The organism is Roseovarius sp. SCSIO 43702, from assembly GCF_019599045.1.
GTDB lineage: Bacteria > Pseudomonadota > Alphaproteobacteria > Rhodobacterales > Rhodobacteraceae > Roseovarius.
In genome coordinates, this window is the sequence record NZ_CP080623.1 from 2975146 (window position 1) to 2995766 (window position 20621).

Sequence of the window (20621 nt, forward strand, 5' to 3'; positions counted from 1 at the left end):
GCACCGGGCGAAACGAGCCGCCCGGCGCAGGTATCCATTTGACCGGCCTACTCTTCGAGCCACCACTGCGTCGCGCGGTAGGGGTAGGTGCGGTAGTATTCGTAGGAATGCGTCTTGAACTCGGTAAAGTTCTTGAGCCGATCCGAGTGGAAGATCGGTGCCGGCGCATTGACCGTCCCGATGAAGAACAGGTTCTCGGTCATGTTCTTCACGAGACGCTCCCCGAGTTCCTTGAACTCATCGCTTTCCTGGTCGGCGGACTGGAAGGCATTGATATCCTCGATCAACTGCTTCACGTCCTCCGGCGGCTCGACGCCCGCGGCGCCGTCGCTGTCGACCCATTCGGCCCAGAGCATGCCGTTGCGGTTGCCGAAATAGTTCTCGAAGGGCGGCACCCAAAGCTCGTTGTTGCCAAGGACGATCGCCATCGGCTGGCCCTTGCGCCACATCGACACGTCCAGCTGGTTCGACGACTGGGCCGAGCGATACTCGTCCGGCGTCACCTCTTTCACGACCGAATCGATCCCCACATCCCGCCAGTACTGCGAGACAAGCTCGACCGTCTGCCCGGCGACGCCTTGCGTCGAATAGTTGAGGTTCAGGACAAGCTTGTCGCCATTGGGCAATTCGCGCATCCCGTCGCCATCCTTGTCAACGACACCGAGCTCATCCAGCCGCGCCTTGGCCCCCTCCGGGTCATACTCGGCCATGTAGCTTTCCCATTTCGGGTCCACGAATTCCGGCAGCGGCGAGAAGCCCACATATTGCTTGGGCTTGCCCTGTCCGAAGAAGCCCGTTTCGTTGAGCTCCTCCCGATCGATGGCCAGAGACATCGCCTCGCGGAACTTCACATCGCCGAACACCTCGCGCTTCTCGGGATCCTCGTGCGTGACGTTGAAGCCGAAGGCACTCATCGTGATCTCGGGTTTGAGCTGGATGCCATAGCCGCCCTTCTCCTGGTTCTCGAGCAGGATCGGTGCGGATTCGAGTTGCAGCGATTGAGACTTGTAGTCCACTTCGTTGTTCACGAGCTTGAGGATGCGAACCTCGTTGTCGTTGATGTAGACCTCGTCCTGCTCGCTGATATACGGAAGCTGCTGGCCCGTCGGATCGACCTGGAAGAAATAAGGGTTCGCGACCAGGTGGCGCCCCTCGGTCGTGTCGGTCACGTAGATATGGCTCTCGAGCGTGGGATAGGTCGCCTTAGGCAGATCATCCACGAGTTCGGGCTTCGACAACATCGGCGTGGGCGTGTCCGTCCAGTCCGAGTTGCCGTAATAGGCCTTGATCGCGTCATAGCCGTTCTCGAAGCCCAGGCTTTGCGCGTAGCTGTCCGCATCCTCGCTCACGTCCGGGTGGAACTTGCCCAGGAAATGCTTCGGCTGGAACGGCTGCGAGTAATGCGTCGCGAAATGCGCCAGCAGCCCCGGCTTGGGTGCGGGCAGCTTGAAGATCACCGTGACGTCGTCGGGTGTCTCGACGGTCATCGTCTCACCGCCGACGGTGATGTAGTCCTTGGGCGTTTCGAAGATGTTGGTGTCGAGCATCAGGTTGTCGTGATAGAATTTCACGTCCGCGCTGGTGAACGGCTCCCCGTCCGACCACTTGTGCCCCTTGCGCAGCGTTATCGTAAGCTGGGTGAAATCGTCATTCCATTCCCATGATTTCGCGACATTCGGCACGATGGTCTGAAGGTCGTCGGAATAGCGGACGAAGCTCACATGCCGCACCGAGAGGAAGTCGGACGTGCCCGCTTCGGTCGCGTTCGACAGGACGTCCAGGGTGCCGCCATACTCGCCAATGCTGTTGTAGGGCACCACGACAAGCGGCTCTTCCGGCAGGCGTTCGGCCAGGGGCGGCAGATCGCCATTCCCCTTGATCTCGGAATTCAGCGCCTCGATATCGGGGTTGGTCGTGAACTCCATTTCGCAACCGGCGGCCTCCTCGAAGGCGCTCAGCTCGTATTGCTGCGGGTAGGCGCCCGGCGCTATCCCCTGCATGTCCTCGAGGGTGATCGCCGGGCAATTGGCCAGCGCCGCCGCAGGCAGCGCGAAGAACGCCACCCCTGACAATAAAATCCGTTTCATATCCTCTCCTGTTCCTTGGTCGGTTGATTTATGGCGGGGGTCTTCTGCCCCTCGTTCTTCGACCGTAAGCCGCGATGCTATGCGGCGCATGGTCGACTTGAATACGTCCAGTTGACCCGAAGGCTTAGGGCCAGCCGTCCTGATCATCCAGTCTCTTGCGTTTCTCCCCCTTGTCGAAACCCCGGTCCTCGCCCTCCGAAAGCGGCCGCGAGCCACGTCTCTAGGCCATCGCCGGAACGCGTCTTGCTGGGTTTCCCGAATGCCTCACGCGCGCTGGCCGGCCCGCTCGCGGATCGTCCCTTATCCGCGGCGAACGCCCTCCGCGGTGATCATCGTTCTGGCGAACCGCCCCTCGGCATGGCGCATGCGATGGTTCAACATTGCTTGCGACATTTCCAGAAGAATCTTGTCATCCGCCTCGGCGATGCGCTCCTCGCCGGTGTTGTCGCGCTCCAGAAGGACGGGCGGCAAGCCGCCGTTGAAGTGCACGAGCGCCCTGTCGCGCGTGCGCAGAATCGCAAGGTTCGCGTCATCCGCGCCCAGCCCCAGCGCCTCCTGCCAGAGGGTCGGATCGACCGGATCGCCGAAATCCAACTCGGAAAAGCTGTGCGTCCGCCACCCGTCGGGCTGCACGCCCTCGAGAAACGGCCGCAGGCTCACGCCGTCCATCGTGTCGGGCACCTCCTGGCCGATCAGATCGAGGATCGTGGGCGTCACGTCGACCGATTCGGTCATCGCCTCGACGCTTGTCCCGAACGCCTCCGTATGGCGCGGATCACGGACGATTAGCGGAACATGATAGGCCGCGTTGCGATATGTCATCTTCCCCCACTGGTGATGATCACCCAACATCTCACCGTGGTCCGCTGTCAGGATGATGAGCGTGTCGTCATACTGCCCTGTCTCCCGCAAGAAGGCGATCAGGCGCCCGATATGGTCGTCCACCTCCCGCGCAAGCCCCAGATAAAGCGCGCGCAGCATCCTGACGGTTTCGTCATCGTCGGGCAGATCGGGAAATCCAACGACATTCGACGCGATGCGCTTGGCCTGCAGGGTCGGCGCGTTGAAGGGATGGGCCGAAGCCTCTGCGTCGCGTGGGACCGGGCGATGCGCCGGCGGGACCACACCCCGATCCACGCAATCATTGTAGGGCGCTGGCGCGACGAGCGGTGGATGCGGCCGGATATAGGTCACGTGGGCGAACCAGCCAGGCGGCCGCACTCGCAGCTCCTTGATCACCCGGTCAGTCAGAAAGGCCGTATCGCTGTCCTCGGCGGCATAGAAGGCCGGCGCATCCGGTCGGTCTCCATCGGGACGAAATATCTCGGGATATGGCGGCACCGCGTGGCCTTTCGCCGCAAGGTGCGCACGCCAGGGCCAGCTTTCCTCGAGCCGCATCTCGACCGCCTCGTCGAACCCGGCAAGCACTTCCTCGTAGGTATGAAGGCGCGGGTCGTTCGGATCGTGCAGGCGCGGGTCCGCGGTGACGTCGGTATAGCCATAGAGAAGCGGCGCATATCCCGCCTTGCGCGCCTCGGTCGCGATGTTCGGCAGATCGTGCCGCAGGGGCGTGCCGTTGCGCACCGCACGATGGTTCATCGCGTATTGGCCCGTCAGGATCGAGGCTCGCGACGGGCCACAAGGGCAAGTGACCGTATGGTGATACCGGAAACTGACAGCCTCATCCGCAAAGGCGCGCAGGGTCTTGAGATCGGCCGCCTTGGCAAGCGGGCCGAACAGGCAATCGGCGCGAAGCTGGTCGATGATGACGAAGAGGACATTCATGCGGTCGGTCACGGTGGGCTGGCTCCGGCTTTTGCGTCGCGGGTCAGCAAACCCGCTCGCCGGGCCGGCATCAAGGGGATTGTGCGGGCCTCTCCGGGCGCCTTGTTCGTCCTGCCGTGTTTCCACAGACCCTTCGTCTCGGGAGCCCGATATCCGCAAAAACATGCAAATTCCCACATTTCCCCTTATGGCGATCTCGACACCCGCAAAAAAGGGTCTATTGTGCGGTAACACATCCATAACTCACGCCACGATGATCAAACCCGCGGACACCCATGCCACCCATCGCGAGGTGGAACTTCTCGACACGCTGCGTGCCTGTGGCGGCTCGGCCCGCACGGCCGCGCTCGCCGAGGAGCTGGCCGTGTCGGAGGAAACCGTGCGGCGCACCGTCAAGTCGCTGGCCAAGGCCGGGCTGGTGCACCGGGTGCATGGCGGCGTCTACCTCGCCAATACCGACGCGGCCTCGCCGGTCATGTCGCGGCTCGAACGGAACGCGGCGGAAAAGGCGCGCATCGCCTCGGCCGCGGCACGTCTCATCCCCGATGGCGCCTGCGTGTTTCTCGACGTCGGCTCGACCACGGCCTATGTCGCGGAGGCCCTGCGCGATCATCGCGGCCTGACCGTTGTGACGAACGGGCTTTACGCCGCACAGGCGCTCGTGCGCCGAAACGACAACATCGTCTGGCTCGCGGGGGGCGAGCTGCGCGAGGCGGAACTGGGAACGTTCGGCGCATCCGCCGAAGCTTTCATCGGCCAATTCAACATCGACATGGCGGTGCTGAGCGTCGACGCAGTCGATCCCGTCTCAGGCTTTCTTCTCACCGGCGCAGCCGAGGCCGAACTTGCCCGGAGCGTCACTGCCCGCGCAAAACGCTGCCTCGTCGCGGTGGGCCACACCAAGTTCGGCCAGACCGCCCCGATGGTGGCCTGTCCGCCCGAAGCGGTAGACCTTCTCGTCACCGACGCCGAGCCCAGGCCCAACTTCCGCGAGCGGCTCGAGCATTGGGACATCGAGCTGGTCGTGGCGAAGGCGAAGAAATGAGAGGGGACGACTCATGGCGCTTCTGAGCTTCCTCACTCAGCTCGCGGGTGCGACGATGCTCCTGCTTTTCGCGGTGCGCATGGTGCGCACGGGTATCGAACGCGCCTACGGTGCCTCGTTCCGCCGCACCGTGACCGCGGCGCGCAACCCCGTCGGCGCGGCGGGCGCCGGGATGATCATGGCGATCATTCTCCAAAGCTCGGCGGCGGTGGCGCTTCTCGTGGCGGGCTTCGCGGTCTCGGGCGGCCTCGGCTTCGGCACGGGCCTCGCGATGATCCTGGGGGCCGATCTCGGTTCGTCCCTGCTTATCCAGGTGCTCTCGCTCAAGCTCGACTGGCTCGTGCCCGTCCTGCTGGCCGGCGGTGGCTTTCTGTTTCTCAAGTCCTCGCGCCGCGGTCTCAAGCAGGCGGGGCGGATCATCCTCGGTATCGCCTTCATCCTGATCGCGCTGCGTTTCCTGCGCGAGACGATGGACCCCATCCGCGACAGCAGCTTCCTGCCGGCCATCGGCGGCTACCTTGCGCGGGACTTCATCACCGCGTTCCTTACCGGGGCGGCATTGGCTTTCGTGATGCACTCCTCCGTCGCCACCGTGCTCATGTGCGTCACGGTCGTCAGCATAGGGGCGCTTCCGCTGAGCGTCGGCATGTCCCTCGTCCTTGGGGCGAACCTCGGCTCGGCGCTCATCCCGGTCTGGCTCAGCCGTGGCTTGCCGCCCATCTCGACACGCCTGCCGCTCGCCAACCTGATCCTGCGCGGGACATTCGCATTCATCGCGGTGATCGCGGTCAACCGCACCCCGATCGTGAGCTACCTTCCCGACATGAGCGCGGGCCAGACACTCATCGTGCTGCATATCCTCTTCAACGCGTCGTTGCTTCTTACCCTTCCCTTCTGCGCCCGCCTCGAGGGACCACTGCGCCGTGTCATGCCCGATCCGCCGTCACAGCTTGACGACGTGCCGATGCACCACCGCTCGGTGCTTGACGAACACGCGCTCGCCTCGCCCGCGCAGGCGCTCGCCTGCCTCCGGCGGGAGGTGCTGCGCATGACGCAGGTGCTCCAGGAGATGGTCGAGCCGGTCATGAACCTATATTCGGAGTTCAGCACCTCCGAGATGCGCGCGATCCGGGCCAAGGACGAGATCCTGAACACCGCGCTCGATGACATCCGGCACTATGCCGCCGAGATGCACAAGCACGAGATGCCCAAGCGAATGCGCAAGGATCTGCGCGAGCTGATGGAATACGCGATCGCGCTCGAGGCGGCAGGCGACATCGTCGTGAAGCGGCTGACCAGCCTCGCCGCGGACAAGTCCGAGCAATCGCTCACCCTTTCCAAGACCGGGCTCGACGAACTGACGGCGATGCATGATCGCATCCTGCAAAATCTCGCACTCGCATCGAACGTGCTTATCTCGGGCGACGTCGAAAGCGCGCGGTTGCTGCTCGAGGAAAAGACCGAGATGGCAAGACTCCACCGCCAGACGCGAAAGAAACACCTCAAGCGCCTCAGCGCCGGCAGCGGGATCAGCCTCGACAGCAGCGACATCCATCTCGAGACCGCGAATGCGCTCAAGGACATGAACAGTCAGATCGCCTCGCTCGCCTACCCGATCCTCTATCGTGAGGGGCAGTTGCTCGATACCCGCCTCGTTACCACGATGCGGCCTGAACATTCGGAGGAGGAGTGAGAGGATGCGGCTCCAGGGGAAAACAGTCATCATGAGCGCGGCCGGCGCGGGCATCGGCCGGGCGAGCGCGCTTGCCATGGCGCGCGAGGGCGCGACCGTCCACGCGACCGACATCGACGCCGGCGCGCTCGACACGCTCGCGCAGATGCATGAGAACCTCCGCTGCTCGGTGCTTGACGTGACCGACGCAGGACAAGTGGCCGCCTTCGCGGAAGCCGCGCCCGCTCCTGACGTCCTCTTCAACTGTGCGGGCTTCGTTCATGACGGCACCATTCTCGAGGCGAGCGATGCCGATTGGGAGCGGACCTTCGCGCTCAACGTCCGCGCGATGGGCCGTATGATCGAGCTGTTCCTGCCACGCATGGTCGAGAACGGCGGCGGGTCGATCATCAACATGGCAAGCGTCGCCTCCTCGCTCAAGGGCGTCACGCGGCGCTGCATCTACTCGGCGTCCAAGGGGGCGGTTCTGGGCCTCACGAAATCCGTCGCAGCCGACTTCATCCGCGAGGGCATCCGGTGCAACGCGATCTGCCCGGGCACCGTTCTCACCCCTTCTCTCAAGGCGCGCATGGCCGCCGGTGGCGACTACGATGCGGCCTACGCGGCCATGCTCGACCGCCAACCCACGCGGGAGATGGCGAGCCCCGAGGACATCGCCGGAATGGTCGTCTACCTCGCGTCCGACGAAAGCCGCGTGGCCACGGGTCAAGGATTCGTCGTCGATGGCGGATGGTCGCTATGAGCGGTTCGGACGACCGGATCGGCCTCGTGGGTCTCGGCGCGATGGGCGCGGGGATGGGGGGAAATCTCCTCGCCGGAACGGGCGAACTTCACATCTGCGCCAACCGTACCCGCACCGTTGCCGATCACCTGGTGGCCCATGGCGCGACCGAACACCCCGACCCGCAAGCGCTTGCTTCCGCCTGCGACGTCATCCTGCTTTGCCTTCCTGATTCCCACACGGTCGAAACCGTCATCGACGCCATGCGCCCTGCCCTGACGCCCGGCATGGCGGTGGTCGATACCGGCACGTCCTCGCTCGCCTCGCTGGTAGCTCTCGAGAACACGCTCTCCGCGCAAGGCGTCGCTTTCGCCGAAAGCCCCCTCACCGGCGGCGCGGCACAGGCCCAGGAGGGAACGCTCGGCGCGCTCGTCGGCGCCGCTCCCGATGTCTTCGGCCGCATCGAGCCGATCTTGGGCCACTTCTGCGGAACGGTGCAGCATTTCGGTCCGGTCGGCGCCGGGACGCGCGCGAAGTTCGCGAACAACTACATGGTCATGGGCATCATCGCCCTGGTCATCGAGGCGTTTCATATGGCCGATCTGAACGGCACCGATCCCGCCAAGCTCTATGATGTGGTGACGCGAGGCTCCGCCGACTCCGGCGCGCTGCGCCGGATCATCGGAAACGCTCTCGAAGGCGACTATCGGGGTTATCGGTTTTCGGTCGGCAACGCAGCAAAGGACATGCGATACATCATGGAAATGATGGACGACCTGAACCGCGACACGACCCTCGCAAAGGCCGTCCAGGCATTTTTCGAGGATGCCACGAGGGCCGACCTTTCCGACCGGCTCGTCAGCGAGTTGATGGACCCCGGTATCCGCGCGCGCCTTTTCGGCGGCTGATCACCAGCGCTGTGGTGGTGCGAGCGGCTTGCCCTCGAGGTTCAGATCGCCCGACACCCTGAGCCGAACTTGCGCGGCATCCGCCAGCGCCGTGCAATCCGCCAGCGCCTCGCCAAGGCGCGCATGGCTGAACTCGGTCAGAACGCCCTTGGCAAGCTCCTCCTCGTCCGCCTTCAGCAGGATTTCAGCGGCCCGTTGAAGATCAGGCAGCCGCGCGTTCACATCCCTCTCGACGGCGCGCCAATGGTCCCAGACCTCGCCCAGGAGCGGGTCGATCTTCTGAAAGGCCAGATGCATGAGCCGCTTGAACTCCCGCACGGCGGAGGTGCCCGTCTCGACACCCTGCGGTATCTGCGAAACCGTGTCGGGGTCCTTGTCCTCCTTGCGACAGTCCAGGAACCGATGGCTTTCCCCGGTGGTCAGGTAGCGATGTTGCCGGTAGGCCGCCGGCACCTCGTCCATCCCCATGAACACCGGCAAGAGCGGCGCCGTCACCGGTCCGACGGCTGCGTGCCACATCATCCGAAGCGCGGGATGGGACGGATGCACAAGAGGCACGACCTGACCATACCCCGCCGTATCCCCGGTCAGCGTCTCGGTCGAGATCGACCAGAACACGTCCTCCAACGTGATCTTTCCCGGCCGCGCCGCACGCCGCGTCATCTCGTCCTCGACCCAGGCGAGACCCTCCCAGCGACCCTTACCGTCGCCATAGACCGCGTTCACGTCGAAGGCACCACCGCTCCACCAGCCTTGCTCGCGCGCAACGTCATGGAAATGCGGCGGGTAGAGGAAGTCGTCCCCCGGCGCGCCCGGCACCTCGCCGATATAGCCGGGGCGCGAGGCGCGGATGCTGTCCGGGCCCAGCCGCTCGGCGCACCAGAGCCCGCGCCCACCAGCGAACTCGATCACGACCCAGGCTTCATCCGGGTCCGCGATCATGTGCGAATTGCCGCCATAGGTCGAATAGCCATGCTCGGCGATCAGCGCGCCGATGATCTCCACGCCCTCGCGCGCCGTGTGCGCGCGCTCGATCACGATACGTGCAAGGTCGGAATAGTTGGGTCCCGTCTGATCTTTCGGCGTCATCTCGATCAACTCCGCCCGCGAGGTCGACCAGATGTCGCGCACCGCGACTCCGTGCTCGTTGAGTCCGCCATTGGTCAGCGGTGCGGGCACGCCGAGGTAATAGCTGTAGCTCACGCGCATGTTCCGGGCCGTGACGGGCGCCTGCGGGATCTCGGTCAGGCGGCCCGGCATGTCGGCCTGCGGGGTCACGCCCACCGTGATCGTGGCCCCATCCTCATGGCTGGCGCGCGGCATGATCTCGAGCCAATGACTCGACGGCTCGTCGCCATAGCCCGCCAGGTAGGGGATGCCGTCGGCGGTGTGGTTCCGCCCGATATAGATGCCATAGCTCATCGGATGCTCGTCGTGTTGATGTCAGGTCAGCGGAAAGAAACAGGCGTGGCTGCGCCCGTCGTCGGACTGGAAATGCGGAGGCTTCTCGCGGCGGCACTTGTCCTGCACGTAGGGGCAGCGCGTGCAGAAATCACAGCCCTCCGGCCGGTTGAGAAGGCTGGGCACCTCGCCGGAGATCGAGACATGCGCGCGGCGGCGGTCGGGATCGGGTTGCGGCACGCCTTCGACGAGTGCTTGCGTGTAAGGATGCAGCGGACTGGCGAAAACCCGGTCGGTCGGCCCCTCCTCGACGATTCGTCCCAGATACATGATCGCCAGCCGGTCCGCGATGTGGCGCACCACGGGCAGGTTATGGGTGATGATCAGGTAGCCCAATCCGTGCTCGGCCTGCAGATCGGCCATGAGGTTCAGGATTTCGCCCTGCACCGACACGTCGAGCCCCGCCGTAGGTTCGTCGGCGATGATGAGCTTGGGGTTGAGCGCGAGTGCACGCGCCACGCCCACGCGCCGCGCCTGTCCACCCGAAAGCTCGTGCGGATAGCGCGACAGCAGCGGCTTGGGCAGGCGGACCATCTCGGCCAGCCGCTCGGCCTCGGCATCGAGGTCGATGCCGGTGATACCGTGGATCTGGTAGGGTTCGGTGATGAGCGCGCGCACCGACTTGCGCGGACTGAGTGACCCCACGGGGTCCTGGAACATCATCGCCATGTCGCGCCTGAGCGGCTTGAAGCGCCGCTCGGCCATGTTGCGTATCTCGTTTCCCTCGAACAGGACCGATCCGCCCTGCGCCGGCGTCAGGTTCAGGATGGTGCGCCCCAGCGTCGTCTTGCCCGAGCCGCTTTCCCCCACGAGACCCACCGTTTCCCCGGGCCTGACCGTAAGACTTACGTCGAGCACCGCGTCCACGTGGCGCTGGTCTATCCCGTTCAGCGCCGCGCGCAGGCGTCCCACGGTCTGGAACTGCACATTGAGGTTGCTCACCTCGAGAAGCGGCTCATCGCTCTTCTTGGCCTTCAGCTTTTCCTCGACGTCCTCGCCGCGATAGACCGTGAGGACGTCCGGCGGCGGGGGCCAATCCGGGTCCGCGTGCGGACCGCCCAGCAGGTGACACTTGGCAAAGCTCGCTTCGCCGCGCGCGATTGTTGGTGGAACCTCGTCACGACAGACCTCCATCGCCCGCTGGCAACGCGGCGCGTAGATGCAGGCGGGTTGCGGGCGCGCGAGATCGGGAATGTCACCGGGAATGACCGGAAGCTTGCGCGACACGTCGTCGATCCGCGCCGGGTCGCATTCCAGCAATGCGCGCGTATAGGGATGCTGCGCATTGTGGAAGATCTCGCGCACGTCGCCCGCCTCGACCACGTCGCCCGCATACATCACCACCACGTCATCGCACAGCTCGGCGATAAGCCCGAGGTTGTGCGACACCACCACGACCGTGGCATCGAGCTCGCTCTTCAGCTCCTGCAGAAGGTGGATGATCTGCGCTTCCATCGTCACGTCGAGTGCGGTCGTCGGCTCGTCCGCCAACAGGAGCTTGGGACCGGTCAGAAGCGCCATCGCGATCCCCACCCGCTGCCGCATTCCGCCCGAGAAATGGTGCGGATACTGATCGATGCGCCGGTCAGGGTCGGGAATGCCGACCTTGCCCAGCATCTCGACCGCCGCCTTCCGCTTCTCGGCGGCGCTCATGCCGGGGCGGCGGTAGAGGATATCGAGCATCTGGCGACCATAGGTCAGGACGGGAATCTGGCTCGTCATCGGATCCTGGAAGACGACCGAGATTTCCTCGCCGCGCGTTGCGCGCAACCGGGCCTCGCTGGCATGAAGCAGATCGCGATCCTCGAACAGGATCTCTCCGCTCGTCACCTCCGCGTTCTGCGCAAGAAGGCCCAGCATCGCCCACAGAACCGTCGATTTGCCCGACCCGCTTTCGCCCACGATGCCCACGATCCTGTTCTTGCGGATCGGGAAAGAGATGTTGCGCAGCGCCTTGATCCGGCCGCGAGATGTGCGGAAATCGACCGACAGGTCGCGCACGTCCATCAGGATATCGTTGCCCTCGATCATGTCCTTGGCCATGTCAGCGCCCTTTCGCCATACGCGGATCGAAGATGTCGCGCAGGGCCTCGCCCAGGAAGGTGAAGCCAAGCGTCGTGAGGATGAGCGGGATGCCCGCTGCCACCACCATCCAGGGCGTGTCGCGAATGACGAGATACCCCTCGTTGAGGATCGTGCCCCAACTCGCCGTGGGCGGCAGGACGCCAAGACCGAGGAAGCTCAACCCGGCCTCGACCGTCACGACCACCGGCACGTCCATCGCCGCGAGGATCAGCAGGGGGCCGACCACGTTCGGCATGATGTGATGCCACAGCAGGCGAATATGCCCCGCCCCGAGCGATTTCTCGGCGAGGATGAACTCCGAGTTCCGCAAGCTCATCGTCGCCGTCCGCGCCACTCGCGCGTATTGCGGGATCGACGTGATGATCACGATAGCCAGAACCAGCTCGAGGCTCGGCCCCGTGAGCGCCACGGTCGCGAGCGCCAGCACGATCGTCGGAAAAGCGCGCACCGTGTCGAAGAGAAGCAGCAGCAGGTTGTCGAGCCAGCGCGGTCCCGCGCCCGCGATCATCCCGAGGACCAGTCCCGTGACAAGCGCCACCGACACGCCGATGGCCGCGATCTTGAGCGCCACGCGCCCCCCGTAGAGCAGCCGCGAGAAGGTGTCGCGCCCCAACTGGTCGGTCCCCGCGAGGTGATCGAGCGTGGGCGGCGACAGGCGCGCTGGAATGTCGAGCGCATTGGGGTCATAGGGCGCGAGCCATGGCGCGAATATCGCGCTGGCGAAGAAGAGCAGCACGAGGATCAGGCCGGTCAAGCCCTGCCAGTTACCCAGGAAAGCCTTCAGCTTCTCGCGCCGTTCGCGCCCGGCGCTTTCCCGCACCGCCGCCTCGGTAAGGTCGTCGGGCACGCTCGCATCGAGCTGCGGCGCCCCGGTTTCGGTATCAGAGCGATTCACGGACACGGGGATCAAGCCAGGCTATGAGAATATCGGAGAAAAGAACGACGAGGATGTAGAGTCCCGTGGCGACAAGGACCGCGCCCTGGACCACCGGGAAGTTCCGCGCCATGACGGAGTCGAAAATGAGCTTGCCCACCCCGGGCCGGGCAAAGATGATCTCGGCGAAGACGGTAGCCGAGATAAGCCCTCCGAACCCCATCCCGATCAGCGTGATCGTGGGCAGGATCGCCACCCGGAGCGCATAGCCATAGACCACCTTGCGGGGACGCAGTCCGAAGGCGCGGGCCGAGCGTATGTAGTTTTCGCCCATGACCTCCAGCATTGAGGCGCGGACCATCCGCGCGAGATACCCCACCCAGCTCAGCCCGATGGCGAATGCCGGAAGGATGAGATGGGTAAGCTGATCGCCCAGGTCGCCCGGCTCCCCGGCACCGATCGCCGGAAGCCAGCGAAGCTCGACCGCGAAGATCAGGAGCGCCCAGATCGCCACGAGGAACGAGGGTAGCGCGATACTCCCAACCGACAGGACGCCGGTGATCCGGTCCAGCAGGCTGTTGGGCCGCACCGCCGCCAGGCACCCGAGCGGAATTCCCAAAAGCGCGGCCCACCCCATGCTCGCGAAGACAAGCGCCAGTGTGAATCCCAGTCGCTCGAGGATGATCGCCGCCACCGGCCGATCCGAGAACACGTCGAGCCCCAGGTCGCCCGTCGCGGCATTGCCGACGTAGATCACGAATTGCTTCCATATGGGCTCGTCGAGATGCATCTTCTCGGCATAGCGCGCCACCGCCTCGGGCGTCGCGCGGGGGCCGAGAGCGATCGTCGCCGGATCGCCCGGAATAAGGTGCAGGAGCGAGAAGAGCACCAGCACCACGAGGCAGATGACGACGACCGCAAGGCCCAGGCGTTTTATGAGATAGACGACCATCGCGTTTCACCGCTGCCCCGGCCCAATGCGCCTCGCGCGCAAGGCCGGGGTCGCGGTCTCGACCATCAGACCATCTTGAACCGGCGATAGTTCAACTCGCCCGAAGGCGCCGCGTTGATCTCGATCGTGTCGACATGTGCATAGGCTTCCGGTTCGTGGTTGATCCAGACATAGGCGCCCGTGTTCTCCATGATCTCCTGCATCCGCAGATAGATCTCGCGGCGCTTGTCCTCGTCGTCCTCGGCGATGCCTTCCTTGTAGAGGCGGTCGTATTCCTCGTCGGTCCAGCGCTCCCAGTTCCAGATGCCGACTTGGTCCGAGACGAACCACTGCGTCGCCTCGTAGGGGTCGGGCGTGGTGCCGAAGCGCATGAGCCAGAGCTCCAGTTCCTTCCAGGTGTCACCCTTGCTCTCCTGACCCATTTCCCAGAAGGGCCCGCTGTCGAGCGGCATGACCTTCACGGTAATCCCCACCGCGGCGAGGTTGGCCTGGATGATCTGCGCGGCCAGCATCCGCTCCTGGATGTTGAGCGTGCGCAGCGTCAGTTCGAGGCCCGAGACACCCGCTTCGTCCAGAAGCGCGCGAGCTTTCGCCGGATCATAGCTGTAACCGGACTGCTCGCGCTGACCCAGCAGGCCGGGGCAAATGATCCCGTGCGATTTCGTGGTGGTGTTGGAGTAGGCCCCGGCGAGGATCGAATCCACGTCGACCGCATGCTGGATCGCCTGCCGAACCTTGAGATCCTGAAGTTTCGGATGCTCCGTGTTCATTCCCATCCACATGTATTGAAGCTCACCCGCCGTGGTGACCTTCACGCCCTCCGGCATGTCTGCAAGATACCGCGCCAGCGTATCCGGGCCAAGCTCGGTGCTGTCGAGCTCGCCCGCATCGAACGCCAGTTCCGACGCTTTCACCTCGGTGATCACGTTGGCGATGACCTTGTCGAAATCGGGCTTCGGACCGGTCCATTCGGGGTTTCTCTCGAACAGGACGCGCTGACCGGGTTTGTAGTCATAGGTGTAGGGGCCGCAGATCGCCGGGAAGTCGATGGTGAACTTGCCCCCGGCCTCCTCGGTCGCCTTCTTGCAGACGATGGCTCCCGGCCCGTGGCAGAGCGTCACCATGAAGAAGGGTGCGAATGCCTGCGTGAGCACGATCGTCCCGGTCAGGTCGCCGGTGACTTCGACACTGTCGAGCGCCTCGAAATACCCCGCCCAGTCGCCGTCCTTCATACGCTCGTAGGAGTATTTCACGTCCTCCGCGCTCAGCGTGCCGAAGCCGTTCGACCACTTGAGACCCGGTTTCAGCTCGAAATCGATATGCGTGGGATCGCGCAGTTCCAGCTTCTCCACATACATCGTCGGTCGCCAGGTGAAGCTGCCATCTTCCTCGACATATTCCGCGAGGAACGGAAGACACTGCTTCTGCGCCTCGACCTCGGTGCCACCCACCATGTAGGCCGGATCCAGGATGGCGTTGTCGCCGTCCTGCCGCACGCGCAGCACCTTCTGCCCGTTTTCCTGCGCGACCACCGCGCCGGTCCAGGCCGGTGCGACACTCAGCGCGCCGAAGGCTGCCGTCTTCCCGAGGAACTGGCGGCGGGTTGTGTTGAACGTGGTCATGCAAGATCTCCCATGTGTCTGTTCTTCTTTTTCGTTGTTCGTGATTATCCACGGCAGCCGGAATTTATCCATTTCGCACGCTTTCGCGATGTGACGCATTTCGGGCGAGGATTCGCGACATCATACCATGTTTCTCGGGATCGCCTCGTCCCATTCGATCTCCTTGACCAGGCTATCGCCCTCCCATGCGCGCAACTTGGCCACGATGTAGAAATTTTCGACATCCGAGGTCATCGTCGTCTCCGTCTCCGAGCGCGCGGACCAGTCGTCCCGCTCGAGTCCGATGGACCACCGGAAATGCGCGCGCGCCCTGGTCACATCGTCATGCGGGACGGTGAAGGTCTCGTATCCCTGTTCGTGAACCGTCAGGCCGTTATCCTCCAGGCGGTATCGTCCATCGCCATCGCCGATCTGCAAGCGGGTCTCGTTCGCGGCGGCGTCTTCCACGATGAGGTAGCGCAAATCGGGCTCCTCGAGCTGTTCTATCCCGCGCTGCGGCGCCGTCTCGACCTCCTCGAAGGGCGGCAACGCAGCGTCGATCTCCCGCCTTGGCCGCAGCGGCAGGTCGAGCGAACTGCCCTCGGCGTGCAGGATCAGGCGCACGGGTTCGGGCGCGGGCCAGATCATCGGGAAGTAACTGGTAGAGATCGCAAGACGCAGTCGATGCCCCTCGGAGATTCTCTGGGCCACGTGCTTCATCGGGATGGTGATCTCGTAGATCTCGCCGGGCTCGAGCGGCTCGGGTGCCTCGTGGCCGTCGCGATGGGTGAGGTTCAGGACACCGAAGGAAACCCGCGTCGACCGGCCATCGGGATCCACGTCGCACAATCGTGCGGCCAGTTGGGCGACCGGCTTGTCAACGCTCACCCGCAGCCGGACCTGGGCATCTCCCGCGAATTCAAGCGCCTCCTCGAGCGGGACGGTGTCGAAACAGAGGCTTCCCGCGTCCTCGGCACGCTGATCGACCGGGGCATCGCCCGGCGCGGAATATGCGCACCACCGGCCCGACGCCATGCCCACCGTGGCCGGCGACGTGATCGCCACCGATCCACGCTTCCTCGGTTCCGCCCGGTCGAGCGATCCGTCCGACCCCAGGTGGAACGCGGTGCGGCGGATGTTCGGCGAGGGCCAGGACGGCTCGGCGATCCATCGCCCCGGACGATGCCCATACCAGCCCCGCGGCGGCACGCTGTCCTGCATGTAAAGGCGCAGTTGCGGCTCCTCCATGATCCCCGTGTCGCGGCCCTTCATCCACTGGTCGAACCAGCGCACTTCCTCCTGCAGGAACCCGATGGCCGGCCCAGGCTCTCCGATATGTGGATAGCGATGCGCCCACGGCCCAACGAGACCTTTTTTCGGACCTTGCAGGTTTTCCATCAGGCGAAAGACCGCCCTGCAATAGCCGTCGGCCCAGCCCGAGACGGCATAGACCGGGATCTGGATTTTCGACCAGTCCTCGCAGATCGAGCCATGCTTCCAGAACTCGTCGCGTGTCTGATGCTCCAGCCAGGTCTTGAGCCACAAACCGCTTCCCTCGAGCCGCTCCATCCACATCTCGCGCCACTTGTCGCCCACATTCGCGGGGTCTGGCGCCAGGCTGTTGCGCGCGAACATGATCGAGGCCCAGCTCGGATGCTCGCCCAGGACGCAACCGCCCATGTAGTGAATATCGTCCGCGTACCGGTCATCCGTCGAACAGAGCGTGATGATGGTCCTGAGCGCAGGCGGCTGCATCGCGGCGATCTGCAGTCCGTTGAACCCGCCCCACGAAATGCCGATCATCCCGACATTGCCATCGCACCACGGCTGATCCGCGATCCACGCGATCGCGTCATAGCCGTCCTGCAGTTCCTGCGCGGTATATTCGTCCTCCATCAAGCCTTCGGAATCCCCCGCTCCGCGCAGGTCGAGGCGGATCACCGCGTAACCATGCCCGGCCAGGTAGGGCTGCATCGGCGCGTCGCGCCCGGTCGTGAAATCGTTCTTTCGATAGGGGAGGTATTCGAGGATCGCCGGCACCGGCGCCTCCTCGGCATCCGCGGGCATCCAGATGCGCGCGGCCAGCTTGCAGCCATCGGGCATCTCGATCTCGGTATGGTGAATTTCCTTCACCGTGTTCTGAAAACGATCCACCTCGGTCATGTCCATCCTCCGCCATTCATGTGAAGACCCGCGCCGAATTGCGCCACCAGGCCAGCGTCCGTCGTACCCCGGCGACTCGCAATTTCGCGCCCCTTCGCGACTTGACACTGAACCCGCTTCGGTATGCAGTCCGGCCATGTCCGACGAGTTTGAAAGAAACCTGGCGCTCCTGTGCGGATACCAGCCCTCGATCGCCGAGGTCTGCCGCAGGATCGGACTGAACCGGCAGCAATTCAACAAGTATCTCGCGGGTCACTCGCGTCCCTCGCGGCACAACATGCGTCGCATCTGCGATTTCTTCGGCGTGACCGAGGCCGAACTACTGTCGGATCCTGCCAGGTTCGAGGACATGATCTCGCTCAAACGCAGGCCCATCCGGCACGGCGGCGACAAGGCGCTGTTTCACCTCGAGCAGCTTTACCGGCGCAGTCAGAGCCTGGAGAAATATGTCGGCTATTACTTCCGGTATTTCTATTCCTTCGGCAACCAGGGCAAGGTGTTCCGGTCGATCGCGTCGATCCATGCCGAGGACGGGCGCTATTTCTGGAAGAACATCGAGCTTCTGCGGGATCCCGCCACCGGGCGAAGTCGCGGGCTCAACAAGTACGAGGGCGCGATCTTCTACCTCGCCGATCGCATCTACGTGACCGAGTATGAGACGCTCGAGAAGAACTCCGTTACACAGATGACGCTCTACCCCAGCCATCAAAGCCGTCTCGGCACCCTCGTCGGCATCCAGACCGGCGGCCCCACCCGGCGCGGGCGCAAGCCGGGAGCATCGCGGGTGGCGCTGGAGTATCTCGGTCGCGACATCGACCTGCGACAGGCCTTCCGCCGCATAGGTTTGTTCGACCCCGCCGATGGCCACATCCGGCAGCAGACGCTCGACCTCATCCGCAACGACCTCGCCCCGGGCGCCTTCGTCCTCGACGTGGAAGAACCCTGACGCCCCGCTATCGAGTCTTGCCCGCCACGTACCCGGCATCGGGTCTCCTCTCTGCGACGGCTTTGGACGTTCAAGGTTCGAACCGGACGGACGGCGAGAGCTGATCAAGAGCGTCGAACTTAACGCTCCCTGTGCCGATGACCTTGATCGTTCCGATGGCGCTGTCTAGCGTGCCACCAATGCCCCTCCCGCCGAGAGAGAGAAATCACCATGAGCCGCGATCCGCTTCTCCAACCCTACACGCTCAAGCATCTCACGCTGAAGAACCGGATCATGACCACGAGCCATGAACCGGCCTACCCCGAGGACGGGATGCCCAAGGAACGCTACGCCGCCTACCACGCCGAGCGCGCGCGCGCCGGCGTCGCGCTGGCAATGACGGCCGGATCGGCCGCGGTGTCTCGGGATTCTCCGCCGGTCTTCAACAACATCCTCGCCTACAAGGACGAGGTGGTGCCGTGGATCCGGCAGTTGACCGATGCGTGCCACGAACATGGCTGCGCGGTGATGATCCAGCTCACTCATCTTGGCCGCCGCACCGGCTGGAACAAGGGCGACTGGCTGCCGTCGGTGTCCTCTTCCAAACACCGCGAACCGGCGCACAAGGCGTTCCCGAAACTCGCCGAGGACTGGGATATCGAGCGGATCATCTCCGACTTCGCCGATGCCACCGAGCGCATGAAGGAGGGCGGCATGGACGGGATCGAGTTGCAGGTCTATGGCCATCTGCTCGATCAGTTCTGGTCGCCGCTGACCAACGACCTCGACGGCCCCTATGGCGGCGCCACGCTCGAAACCCGCATGGCCATGCCGATGGCCGTCCTGCGCGCCATCCGCGATCGCGTAGGTGACGATTTCATCGTGGGCGTGCGCTACACTGCGGACGAGGCGGCGACCGGGGGCATCACGCCCGAGGAGGGTCTCGAAATCTCCCGCCGGCTGGCCGACAGCGGCATGGTCGATTTCCTGAACGTCATTCGCGGCCGCATTCACACCGATCCTGCGATGACGGACGTGATCCCGATCCAGGGCATGAAGAGCGCGCCGCATCTCGACTTCGCCGGTGCGGTCCGGAAGGCCACGGGCATGCCCACCTTCCACGCGGCGCGCATTCCGGACGTGGCCACCGCCCGGCATGCCGTCGCCGATGGTCTTCTGGACATGGTGGGGATGACCCGCGCGCACATGGCGGATCCGCATATCGTCAAGAAGATCGTCGAAGGGCGCGAGGAGGATATCCGCCCCTGCGTCGGCGCGACCTACTGTCTCGACCGCATCTACGAGGCGGGCGACGCGCTTTGCATCCACAACCCGGCAACCGGACGCGAACTTTCCATGCCGCACACGATTACCCCCGCCGGCACCCGCCGCAAGGTGGTGATCGTCGGCGCCGGTCCGGGCGGGCTCGAGGCCGCGCGCGTCGCCGCCGAGCGTGGTCATGACGTGACCGTCTTCGAGGCGCAGCCCGATCCGGGCGGCCAGGTCCGACTGACCGCGCAGAACAAGCGGCGGCGCGAGATGATCGGCATCATCGACTGGCGCATGGCGCAATGCGCGGCGCGCGACGTCACCTTCCATTTCAACACCTTCGCCGAGGCCGGCGACGTCACCGCGCTGTCGCCCGACATCGTCATCGTGGCGACGGGTGGACTGCCCAACATGGAACTCTTCGAGACCGGCGAGGAGCAGACGCTGGCCGTCAGCGCCTGGGATCTGATCGCGGGCGACGTCAAACCTGCCGAGACAGTCCTGATCTACGATGAAAGCGGTGATCATCCCGGCCTCATGGCCGCCGAGGTGGCGGCAGAGGCCGGCGCGCGGGTCGAGGTGATGACTCCCGACCGCACTTTTGCCCCCGATATCATGGGGATGAACCTCGTGCCCTACATGCGCAGCCTGCAGGACAAGGACACGATCTTCACCGTCGCCCGCCGGCTTCTCGACATCACCCGCGAGGGGAACCAGCTCAAGGCGACGATCGGCACCGACTACAGCGACCATCGCGTCGAACAGTTCTACGATCAGGTGGTGGTGAACTATGGAACGCTTCCCATGGACGAGCTCTATTTCGCGCTGAGGCCGCTGTCGTCGAACGAAGGGGCCGTTGATCACGACGCGCTCACGTCCGGGCGACCGCAAAAGGTGTCACGCAATCCCGACGGCAGTTTTCAGCTCTTCCGCATCGGCGATGCGGTCAGCGCGAGAAACACCCACGCGGCGATCTACGACGCGCTGAGGCTGATGAAGGATCTGTGACCGGGCGGAGCGTCCGGCAGTCCGTGGCGCCGGCGATGTCCCGA

Annotated in this window: 14 protein-coding genes; 6 read left to right on the forward strand and 8 right to left on the reverse strand. The window is 64.5% G+C overall.

Annotation, left to right across the window (positions count from 1 at the left end):
• Positions 1-47: 47 nt before the first annotated feature.
• Both K1T73_RS14795 and K1T73_RS14800 read right to left on the reverse strand, forming a co-directional pair.
• Positions 48-2087: an ABC transporter substrate-binding protein gene (locus tag K1T73_RS14795; protein ID WP_220601437.1), complete on the reverse strand. Its 2040-nt coding sequence runs from the start codon at positions 2085-2087 to the stop codon at positions 48-50.
• A gap of 300 nt (positions 2088-2387) precedes the next feature.
• The gene (locus tag K1T73_RS14800) at positions 2388-3884 is read right to left on the reverse strand and encodes a sulfatase-like hydrolase/transferase (protein ID WP_310794397.1); all 1497 of its coding nucleotides are present in this window, start codon (positions 3882-3884) and stop codon (positions 2388-2390) included.
• 241 nt (positions 3885-4125) lie between these two features.
• Between K1T73_RS14800 and K1T73_RS14805 the strand changes: the two genes are divergently transcribed.
• Genes K1T73_RS14805 through K1T73_RS14820 form a run of 4 tightly spaced genes read left to right on the forward strand, consistent with a single transcriptional unit; the run spans position 4126 to position 8239 of the window.
• A complete protein-coding gene (locus tag K1T73_RS14805) occupies positions 4126-4917 on the forward strand; it encodes a DeoR/GlpR family DNA-binding transcription regulator (RefSeq protein WP_220601438.1) in 792 nt (263 codons plus the stop codon).
• A 13-nt stretch (positions 4918-4930) separates the two neighbouring features.
• The gene (locus K1T73_RS14810; protein ID WP_220601439.1) at positions 4931-6610 is read left to right on the forward strand and encodes a Na/Pi cotransporter family protein; all 1680 of its coding nucleotides are present in this window, start codon (positions 4931-4933) and stop codon (positions 6608-6610) included.
• A 31-nt stretch (positions 6611-6641) separates the two neighbouring features.
• Positions 6642-7352, forward strand: a complete 711-nt coding sequence (locus tag K1T73_RS14815; RefSeq protein ID WP_259400286.1) for an SDR family oxidoreductase — start codon at positions 6642-6644, stop codon at positions 7350-7352.
• On the forward strand, positions 7349-8239 hold the full coding sequence (locus K1T73_RS14820; RefSeq protein ID WP_220601441.1) for an NAD(P)-dependent oxidoreductase: 891 nt from the start codon (positions 7349-7351) through the stop codon (positions 8237-8239). Before K1T73_RS14815 ends, K1T73_RS14820 begins: the two co-directional genes overlap by 4 nt.
• On the opposite strand, the gene K1T73_RS14825 is transcribed toward K1T73_RS14820, so the two are convergent.
• The 6 genes from K1T73_RS14825 to K1T73_RS14850 all read right to left on the reverse strand — a co-directional run bounded on the left by K1T73_RS14825 (position 8240) and on the right by K1T73_RS14850 (position 17375).
• A complete protein-coding gene (locus K1T73_RS14825; protein WP_220601442.1) occupies positions 8240-9661 on the reverse strand; it encodes a C69 family dipeptidase in 1422 nt (473 codons plus the stop codon).
• 21 nt (positions 9662-9682) lie between these two features.
• Positions 9683-11743: an ABC transporter ATP-binding protein gene (locus K1T73_RS14830; RefSeq protein WP_220601443.1), complete on the reverse strand. Its 2061-nt coding sequence runs from the start codon at positions 11741-11743 to the stop codon at positions 9683-9685.
• A 1-nt stretch (position 11744) separates the two neighbouring features.
• The gene (locus K1T73_RS14835; RefSeq protein ID WP_259400288.1) at positions 11745-12686 is read right to left on the reverse strand and encodes an ABC transporter permease; all 942 of its coding nucleotides are present in this window, start codon (positions 12684-12686) and stop codon (positions 11745-11747) included.
• Positions 12667-13611 (reverse strand): ABC transporter permease, encoded by a 945-nt coding sequence (locus K1T73_RS14840; RefSeq protein ID WP_220601444.1) that lies wholly within the window; start codon positions 13609-13611, stop codon positions 12667-12669. The genes K1T73_RS14835 and K1T73_RS14840 overlap by 20 nt, the downstream gene beginning before the upstream one ends.
• Before the next feature lie 65 nt (positions 13612-13676).
• On the reverse strand, positions 13677-15233 hold the full coding sequence (locus K1T73_RS14845; protein WP_220601445.1) for an ABC transporter substrate-binding protein: 1557 nt from the start codon (positions 15231-15233) through the stop codon (positions 13677-13679).
• 120 nt (positions 15234-15353) lie between these two features.
• On the reverse strand, positions 15354-17375 hold the full coding sequence (locus K1T73_RS14850) for a CocE/NonD family hydrolase (protein ID WP_259400289.1): 2022 nt from the start codon (positions 17373-17375) through the stop codon (positions 15354-15356).
• A 136-nt stretch (positions 17376-17511) separates the two neighbouring features.
• Between K1T73_RS14850 and K1T73_RS14855 the strand changes: the two genes are divergently transcribed.
• Together K1T73_RS14855 and K1T73_RS14860 are read left to right on the forward strand one after the other, a co-directional pair.
• Entirely contained in the window at positions 17512-18321 is an 810-nt protein-coding gene (locus tag K1T73_RS14855) for a helix-turn-helix transcriptional regulator (RefSeq protein WP_220601447.1), read from the forward strand.
• Between the two features lie 210 nt (positions 18322-18531).
• Entirely contained in the window at positions 18532-20577 is a 2046-nt protein-coding gene (locus K1T73_RS14860) for an NADH:flavin oxidoreductase (protein ID WP_220601448.1), read from the forward strand.
• Positions 20578-20621: the final 44 nt, after the last annotated feature.

Excerpts from the sequence above, each read along its gene's own strand:
- K1T73_RS14795 (WP_220601437.1), bottom strand. The coding sequence starts at position 2,087 with ATGAAACGGATTTTATTGTCAGGGGTGGCGTTCTTCGCGCTGCCTGCG.
- K1T73_RS14805 (WP_220601438.1), top strand. The coding sequence starts at position 4,126 with ATGATCAAACCCGCGGACACCCATGCCACCCATCGCGAGGTGGAACTT.
- K1T73_RS14810 (WP_220601439.1), top strand. The coding sequence starts at position 4,931 with ATGGCGCTTCTGAGCTTCCTCACTCAGCTCGCGGGTGCGACGATGCTC.
- K1T73_RS14815 (WP_259400286.1), top strand. The coding sequence starts at position 6,642 with ATGAGCGCGGCCGGCGCGGGCATCGGCCGGGCGAGCGCGCTTGCCATG.
- K1T73_RS14820 (WP_220601441.1), top strand. The coding sequence starts at position 7,349 with ATGAGCGGTTCGGACGACCGGATCGGCCTCGTGGGTCTCGGCGCGATG.
- K1T73_RS14825 (WP_220601442.1), bottom strand. The coding sequence starts at position 9,661 with ATGAGCTATGGCATCTATATCGGGCGGAACCACACCGCCGACGGCATC.
- K1T73_RS14830 (WP_220601443.1), bottom strand. The coding sequence starts at position 11,743 with ATGGCCAAGGACATGATCGAGGGCAACGATATCCTGATGGACGTGCGC.
- K1T73_RS14840 (WP_220601444.1), bottom strand. The coding sequence starts at position 13,611 with ATGGTCGTCTATCTCATAAAACGCCTGGGCCTTGCGGTCGTCGTCATC.
- K1T73_RS14845 (WP_220601445.1), bottom strand. The coding sequence starts at position 15,233 with ATGACCACGTTCAACACAACCCGCCGCCAGTTCCTCGGGAAGACGGCA.
- K1T73_RS14850 (WP_259400289.1), bottom strand. The coding sequence starts at position 17,375 with ATGACCGAGGTGGATCGTTTTCAGAACACGGTGAAGGAAATTCACCAT.
- K1T73_RS14855 (WP_220601447.1), top strand. The coding sequence starts at position 17,512 with ATGTCCGACGAGTTTGAAAGAAACCTGGCGCTCCTGTGCGGATACCAG.
- K1T73_RS14860 (WP_220601448.1), top strand. The coding sequence starts at position 18,532 with ATGAGCCGCGATCCGCTTCTCCAACCCTACACGCTCAAGCATCTCACG.